The 6,769-nt window shown below is 28.9% G+C and carries 2 protein-coding genes and 2 pseudogenes; all 4 read right to left on the bottom strand.

All coding sequences use genetic code 11. From position 1 onward, the window contains the following. Positions 1-1,258 (bottom strand): annotated as a pseudogene (locus tag B6S12_RS09870) (hypothetical protein); the annotation flags it as partial. Positions 1,259-1,346: 88 nt separating this feature from the next. After that, complete coding sequence (locus tag B6S12_RS09875; RefSeq protein WP_111230624.1) at positions 1,347-2,807, bottom strand: hypothetical protein; 1,461 nt, start codon at positions 2,805-2,807, stop codon at positions 1,347-1,349. Next, a complete protein-coding gene (locus tag B6S12_RS09880) occupies positions 2,804-6,061 on the bottom strand; it encodes a hypothetical protein (RefSeq protein ID WP_111230625.1) in 3,258 nt (1,085 codons plus the stop codon). The genes B6S12_RS09875 and B6S12_RS09880 overlap by 4 nt, the downstream gene beginning before the upstream one ends. A 9-nt stretch (positions 6,062-6,070) precedes the next feature. Further along, a pseudogene (locus B6S12_RS11175) lies at positions 6,071-6,769 on the bottom strand (hypothetical protein); the annotation flags it as partial.

Here is a 6,769-nt window from a genome sequence, read left to right on the forward strand (position 1 = left end):
CCAACATCTCCCATACTTTTAGATAAAACTCTTTAATACTTTCTTTTGTAGAATCACTATCTCTTGGATCTTTAATTCTTCCTTGTGATACTAATCTTGAAATACCCGGATAAACTATGGTTCCACCATAACCAAAAGAAGTAAGGAAAGAACCATAATCAATAATATATTCAGGCTTAAATTTCTCATCAAAGAAAGGATCCAATCCATTAATAAGTTCTCTTTTTTCTTGGTGTGTTTTTAAAAGTTGTGCTTGCAAAGGATTTTTTCGCATCATTCTTGTGCCATATTCATAATTAGAAATAAGAGTTTCTAAAGCTTCTTTACTTCCTAGTGCAATAGAACATCTTAAAGAGGCATTATAAGGGATTAGGGCGTAATTTAATACTTCTCTAGTTAAGCCTGATGGAGCATAAAATTGTGCTGCTTTTAAAAAGGCAATAGGGCTTTGGTATTTAATAGCAGCTGCTAAATAAAGTTCTGCCCCTAAAAGATCCCTATCATTTCTTTGTGCTTCTTCATCAATAGCTTCCCATACTACACATTCTAGTGCATAGCTATAACAATCTTTTGCTTCTTCTCTTATTAAAGATAATTGTGAGCTACCAATATCTTGATGGATAAGCTTAGCTCCTATACTCCATTTATACATTGCATAATATAAATAAGCAACTTCTGGGATATTGTATTGTTTTAGCTCTTTTACAATACTAACACTTAAAAAAAGTTCTTTTAGAGAATCTTTGTGGTTAGTTTGCGTTGCTCTTTCAAAAAGAAGTTTTGCATAATAATATCCTGCTTCTAAATTTCCACTTTTATAAGCAATTTTTAAAAAGTGTAGGATATCTTCACTAAGTTTAAAATCTAAGTTTGCAATATGTGTGGGATTTTTATCTAATAAATCTTTTGCTTTTTTGAATTCTTTAATTCCACTTGTCTGGCTTCTTGTAGAATATTCATAAGCTTTATAATCTACATTTACATAAGGAAATAAAACAGATTTTAATTCTGATTTTTTAACAATCATTTTTCTTTGTTCTTTTAAAGAAAGAGTTTTAAAAAGTTCTTTTTCTTCTTTGCTCCAAATTATGCCATTACTAGAGGATTGTTTGTAAGAGGTGATGGTTTTATGCATCTCTTTTAACCAAGCCTCTTTATCTGAATCATACTTTGTAAAATTTAAAGCATCTTCTTGATGTCTTGTATAAAATTTTTTCCAAAAATCTAACTCTTTCTTTTTAAAAATTACACCTTTCATTGTCTGTCCTTAATATCAATATTAGTTGGGATAAAATCTTTATTATAGATAAAATTGCTAAGTAGGCGTTGTTTAAAATTGCTTTTCATTAATTACTTTCTTCTTCTGGATCTTTTCCATAGCCTTCTAATCCTTTATTAAAGTCTATGGGTAAATCTAGTATTTCTTTAGGAAAGACATAAGGCCTTGCAGAAGGATAGCCATAGATAAGTTTGGAATAGATTTTATTGGCTATAAATCTTTCATAGCTTACTGGCATATTTTTTGGAAAGCCATAGTAGCTGGTAGATGAAACCAACATCTCCCATACTTTTAGATAATATTCTTTAATACTTTCTTTTGTAGAATCACTATCCCTTGGATCTTTAATTCTTCCTTGTGATACTAATCTTGAAATACCTGGATAAACTATGGTTCCGCCATATTCTAATGAAAACAAATAGCCATAATCAATAATATATTCAGGCTTAAATTTCTCATCAAAGAAAGGATCCAATCCATTAATAAGTTCTCTTTTTTCTTGATGTGTTTTTAAAAGTTGTGCTTGCAGAGGATTTTTTCGCATCATTCTTGTGCCATATTCATAATTAGAAATAAGAGTCTCTAAAGCTTCTTGGTTACCTAGTGCAATAGAACATCTTAAAGAGGCATTATAAGGGATTAGGGCATAACCCAAACCCTCACTGGATAAGCCTGATGGAGCATAATTTTGTGCTGCTTTTAAAAAGGCAATAGGGCTTTGGTATTTAATAGCAGCTGCTAAATAAAGTTCGGCAGCTCTAAGGGTTCGCTCAATAATGTCTCTTTGTGCTTCTTCATCAATAGCTTCCCATACTACACATTCTAGTGCATAGTTATAACAATCTTTTGCTTCTTCTCTTATTAAAGATAATTGTGAGCTACCAATATCTTGATGGATAAGCTTAGCTCCTATACTCCATTTATACATTGCATAATATAAATAAGCAACTTCTGGGATATTGTATTGTTTTAGCTCTTTTACAATACTAACACTTAAAAAAAGTTCTTTTAGAGAATCTTTGTGGTTAGTTTGTGTTGCTCTTTCAAAAAGAAGTTTTGCATAATAATATCCTGCTTCTAAATTTCCACTTTTATAAGCAATTTTTAAATAATGTAGGATATCTTCACTAAGTTTAAAATCTAAGTTTGCAATATGTGTGGGATTTTTATCCAATAAATCTTTTGCTTTTTTGAATTCTTTAATTCCACTTTCTTTGCTTCTTGTAGAATATTCATAAGCTTTATAATCTACATTCACATAAGGAAATAAAACAGATTTTAATTCTGATTTTTTAACAATCATTTTTCTTTGTTCTTTTAAAGAAAGGGTTTTAAAAAGTTCTTTTTCTTCTTTGCTCCAAATTATGCCATTACTAGAGGCTTGTTTGTAGGAGGTGATGGTGTGGTGGATAGTATCCCTTAGAAATTCTAATTTACTTTTATTTGGTGGAAGAACAAAACTCATCACTTCTGCATCAAATTTTTTCCAAAAATCTAACTCTTTCCTTTTGAAAATTACACCTTTCATTGTCTGTCCTTAATATCAATATTAGTTGGGATAAAATCTTTATTATAGATAAAATTGCTAAGTAGGCGTTCTTTGAAGTTACTTCTACACAATTCCTCTTTTTCCTCTTTTTCCTCTTTTTCCTCTTTTTCCTCCAATCCCGTATCCCCCTTGTAGAATTTATAATTATATTCTGCTAATCTTTTAAGTGCAATTAAAAAATCTTTGTTTGGATAAAATTCTTCTTCTTTGGTTTTATCTTCTTTGGCTTTTTCTTCTTTGGCTTTTTCTTCAAGAAGTTCTTGGTTGCTTAAAGTCTTAAAATTAAATTTTTCTTCTTTGTTTAAATCTATATAGGAATAAACTTTATAATAAGCTTCTTGATATATTCTTGTAGCCTCTGAATCTTGGTAGTTTTTAAAATAATCTTCATCATAATATTTTCCATTGTGGGGTATGGAATTTTGTTTTATAAATTCTACAAATTGCCTTTTAGCTACTTCTTCATTTTTTAGATATGCTCCTTTGCTTGGATTATGTATGCAATAACCCACATTTAAAGAACCCTCTAATAGCACAGAATGGCAAAAATCTCCAATCATTAAAGTCTTAGAAAGCTTTTTGGGGATAAAAAAATTATGCTCACTCCATTTAGAATAAGAATTATCCCCTTTACTACGCATTCCCATAGACATCAAAGTAACCGCTCTTGATAATTCTTCATCTTGAATGTGTGGATATTTCTCATACATATAAAGTGCAATCATAATGGGAATAATCTCAATATCTATTGTGAATTTTTTTGGTTTAATTTGCATTATTTGAAAGATTTTTAATAGGTTGTTTAGGTTTTCATTTGTTATAGTTTCATTATCATTTGCAATAGCATTGTTGAAATCTTTTTTTATCCCTAATGTGTTTTTTAGCTCATTAATTAATTGTGGAGTTTCTAAGCTCTTTTCATCTCTTATCCAATTTTCAATGCGTTTTTTAGAATAGTTTATGCTATTTTCTATAATGTCTATTTCATCTTTATAAATAGAAGCAAGCTCTCCTATATAATTTTCTATTATCTCATCTATAATTTCATTAATAGCATTATCCATTTTGGTATTGTCTATTACCTGTTCTGATTGGATATTTTCATCTTGAGAGTTTTTTAAAGTTTGCAGAATTATCTTAAAATTATCTTTATAATCTAAACTATACAAATACAAAATAAAAACATATAAATTTACTTGAATATCATATCTAAAAAAATTAAACCACAAATACTCCTCTTTAAAAGGCATAATTGCTATGGCAACCTTTCTAATCTCACTATTATCTAATGCACTTTCTAAATTAGTTTTAAATTTTTGAAAGGCTTCGCTTTTTAGCACTTCTTCTAATAAGCTATTAAGTCCAGATAGTTCCTCTTTAGAATTTTGTGCAAAATAAGCATTATTAAAAATATGAGAAATTATAAAGATATTAGGGCTTAAAGAGATTTTATTAATAAGAGAACGCACTCTGTTTCTTACTTGGATTAAATCTTCTTTAGCAGGTGAGCCCTTATTATCTTTTTTAGATTTAAAGTCTAAAAAATTCCCAAGAATCAAATCAAATCCAAACATTTCTTTGATAAGTTCTATTGCATTATTGGAAACTTCTTTTAATTCTGCTTTAAAATATTTATGATCTTTCATAAAATCACTAAGATCATAAAAAGCATTAGCAACCCCCTCAAGCTCTAACCCATAAAATTTATTTTTTAAGATTTCAAGTTTGTCTTTTAAAATTTCGCTATCATCACTTTTAAATAAAATTTCACCTTTATTGTAATTATCTTCAAGTGCTTTAAAATTTAAAGTAATCTTCTCTTCAAACTTTTCAAAAAACTCTTTTTTTTCAAAGTTTTGGATTAAATTTAAAAATAATATGGGATTTTCTTCGCCCATCGCTCTTTTAATCAAAACCTCTTGAATGCAGTTTTGAACTTGATAGTGCATATTATCACTTTCTAAAATATTGCATACACATAATACAACTTTATTGCAAAAAGCTTGTGTGTTTTCTTTACTCTTTAAACTTTGCAAGATTAAATCTAATGTGAGAGTGGAAGTAAAATGGGGAGTTTGTATAAATAAAAAATTACTAAATTGCAAAGTCATATTTTTTAAAACATCAAAAGCACTATTTGCTAAGAACTGCTCATCATTCCATTGTGTATTTTTAGGCGGAAAGTAATGTAGAATGGAAAATTCTTTTAATTCATTTGCACGACTTTTTTGTGTTTTATCCTCACTATCTTTGATAACTGCTTCGTTAGGGAGCGTAAAAGTATAGATTAAAGCAGGATCTAAAGCAAAAGGATTAGGAGTTGTAAGATAACTTTTTGTAATGATACTATCATTATAATATTCTAAAATATTACCATAATCATTTGTATCAAGATTCACAACACTCACTAAAGCACCATTGTGTCTGTTTAATCCTTTAAATAACTTATCCAAAACATCATAGAATTTATAAATCTCTACTTTTAGTTCTGCCCTTTCTTTGTGTTTTGCAAAGTAACGAATGGTTTCCCAAGCTAACATTGTAATTGCCACAAGAGCACCTGCTGCACTAGCAAATAATACAATCCTTATTACACCTATCAAAACCCCCGATGATAAAAACCCAGAAATTAAGGTTCCAATAATGGGGCTATGTGCTTGAAAGATTGTTATATACAATAATTTAAAAATATAAAAACTGCTTTCATTTTCTATATTTTTAGAAACTTCATTTTCGGCTCGCTCTATTTCTTTTATGATTTGCTCTAAATCTTCTTTGCCTTTTTTAAAAACGCTAGAAGTAATAGGAACTTCTATCCCATCTAAAGAGCTACTTTCAAAAGCAGGTTTAAAAGTATTTTGAAAGCTTTGAAGGATTTGCTTTATATTTTTTATTATCTCATTAATATCGCGTTTAACTCTATTATAATCTTTTGCCTCATCTTTATCATATTCTTCATAGATTTTGAAAAATTTCTCAACAATTTTTTCTAAATTAATACCCAAAAATTCTTCATTCTTTTTAAAAGTGATATTTTTTGCTCCCTTTTGTTGGTTGCTATTTTGAAGATATTCTTGCAATTCTTGGCTACTTATAGAGCCTATAAGTTCTTTGTAAGGGTAGTTATTCAATGCTAATTCCTCATAGCTAGTAAAAAATTTCCATGAAACATTAGCTCTAAGAGTGTTTTTTGCAAGAGTATTGCTAATGCTTGTTGTAATTGTTTCTTCCATATTAACCCCCTATTTAACCCTTAAAAGCAGTTTTTCCATTCCGCTAGGTGCTATAAACACTCTGCCTTGAATATCAAGATTTTCGTAAGTCTTTCTTGTATAAGGCTTATTTAAATTTGCATAAAATCCATAGCCAAATCCTATTTCTTCTTTTTGCCTTGCTTCTTTTAGCTGTTTTAAAATAAAGCTTGGTATGGTTTTTGGAACAATTAAAATATATTCAAAAATAGAATATGCAATTTTTAGAGTAAAAATTCTAAAACTAAATAAATTTATCGCATAGTCTTTTTTTAATTCTTCTAAAATTGCACTTAGGGTGCTTTCAAATTGTAAATCTTTATAATCCTCTCCTTTTTGGATAGGTGCAAATGCAATTTTTATTTCTTGATTGCTCTTATAAAGTGTAAAATCTAAATCATTTTTGGCTTTTTCATAAATGCTCGTGCTAAAGTAAAATTCTTTTAAATTTCTATAAGGTGTAAGAATATCAAAATGTGCAATTTCTAAATTTACACTACTCTCCCCTCCTATATCCCCTAACCCCCTATCTATATCAAAGCTATGATCAAATTTAAACTTAGTAGGAGTAAAGCTAACCTTTAGGGGAACTCCTTTATCTGTTAGAGAACCACTAATAAGCTCTTGTAAGATTACAAATTCTCCATTGACTTTCTTTTGGGATAAAGAACCCTTTACACTTACTACTTT

The sequence above is a fragment of the Helicobacter valdiviensis genome (genome assembly GCF_003245365.1).
In the GTDB taxonomy this organism is placed as follows: Bacteria; Campylobacterota; Campylobacteria; order Campylobacterales; family Helicobacteraceae; genus Helicobacter_D; species Helicobacter_D valdiviensis.